The sequence below is a fragment of the Micromonospora phytophila genome, assembly GCF_023656545.1.
Taxonomy (GTDB): domain Bacteria; phylum Actinomycetota; class Actinomycetes; order Mycobacteriales; family Micromonosporaceae; genus Micromonospora; species Micromonospora phytophila.
Genome location: NZ_JAMOKF010000599.1, coordinates 1 through 1,509, shown reverse-complemented (window position 1 = coordinate 1,509; position 1,509 = coordinate 1). Strand labels below are relative to the sequence as shown.

2 protein-coding genes are annotated in these 1,509 nt (G+C 66.4%); one reads left to right on the top strand and one right to left on the bottom strand.

The annotated features are described in order from the left end of the window. Positions 1-722, bottom strand: a 722-nt coding sequence (locus tag NCC78_RS31645) for a hypothetical protein (RefSeq protein WP_250799114.1), incomplete at its 3' end; no start/stop codon positions are given. Between the two features lie 225 nt (positions 723-947). Here NCC78_RS31645 and NCC78_RS31640 point away from each other — a divergent pair. Continuing rightward, entirely contained in the window at positions 948-1,382 is a 435-nt protein-coding gene (locus tag NCC78_RS31640; protein WP_250799113.1) for a hypothetical protein, read from the top strand. The last annotated feature ends 127 nt before the right edge of the window (positions 1,383-1,509 follow it).

Sequence of the window (1,509 nt, the reverse complement as noted above, 5' to 3'; positions counted from 1 at the left end):
ACTCCGTCCTGCCCAACGGGCTGCCCGCAGGCAGCCCGGAAGAAGCCCTCGACTGCGCCTGCGGCCTCTACCTCAACGACCCCACCGCCTGGACGCAACCCCCGACGAATTAACGACGAGAAGCACTTAGTCTCGGACGGGGGACGCAGCCAGGCAATGAAGGCTCCCATTCGCTCGGCTCTCCAGCGGTCTCGGGCGGAGGGCCCATACCAGCGGCCTTCTGCAAGCTCGAATCGCCAGCGCATGATCAGGCCGGGGCGGTAGGGCCTGAGCTCGATACCCCACTGCCTCGCAAGCCATTCTGCGTTGCTGATCATGCGGTCGATCTCGCCCGGCGTGAGCTTGAGCTCGCGCGTAGCGGTAGCGATCACCTCCTTCTGCGCCCAGACACGATGCGCTGGGGCGACGTCATCATCGGTAGCCGCGTCTTCCAGCTCGCGATGAATGAGCCGCGATACCTCATCCGTAGTGACGCTTTGCTCGGCTTGGATACGCTCCGTCACCCGCTCGGAGAACAGGCGAATCTCCACGGGGCCGAACCGGTTCTGGCGCAGCCAGCCGATCACCACGATGAACATGCCCTCCAGCACCGCGGCTAAGGCTTTCGTGTCTTGCATCGCCCGCGATTGCAGCCGACGCGCCAGCGAACGATCTCCAAGCAGAGCGGCGTGCCAAAAATGGCCCTGTGGTGTGGTCAATCCACTCGCCCGCCCCGTCGTCATGCCCGCAGAGTACGACCAACCACAAACGCGGAGCCTTGAGGCGCAGCAACGGCTTCATCTGGCCGCGAGCCGCGCGGTTGTCGCGATCATGTCAAGCATCAGGTGAGGCCACGACGTCAAGCATCACCCGGAGTCGGACAAACGGGCTGCCGGCGAAGTTGGACGCTCCTCTTGTGGTCAAGCCCCGGTCGCGGCCAGCCGTGGAGCGAGTGTGAACCTAGGGGGATGGCAGAGACCGTACGTGGCAGGACGCTCCGTCTGATCGGCTACTGGTGGGGTTCGGATGAGCCGGGTTGGCCGGACGTCAACCAGTTCGTTGACGAGGGCCTGGACCCTAACGAGAGCGACCGGGTAGCGCGTTACCTCTCGTCCGGAACCGCGTGGGTCGCGGCGGCGGGGCTTTCACCGTGTCGCCTGTGCGGCGTTGGGAACGGTTCAGCGGAGCTGACGGACGGGCGTCATTTCATCTGGCCAGAAGGGCTTGCGCACTACGTCCGCGACCATCAGGTGAGGTTGCCCGCGCACATCACCGGCCTCATGAGCGGGGAGCCAGCCCCCGTAGATGCGTTCAGATTCGAGCAGGACCTGGACTCCGGCGACCTCTCGATCGACCGCGAGTGGTGGCGCGCCCTGGGTGACGCCCGCCCGGCTGCCGGCTGACTGGTTCAAAGTTTCTGTACGTCTTCAAGGCGGCCCGCAACGGGCCGCACGCGCCGCCGCCAGGGCGCGCACCGGCCGCTGCCGCTGTCGCTCTGCGGCCGTCACGCCTGACGCCCGGCGGCTGGCG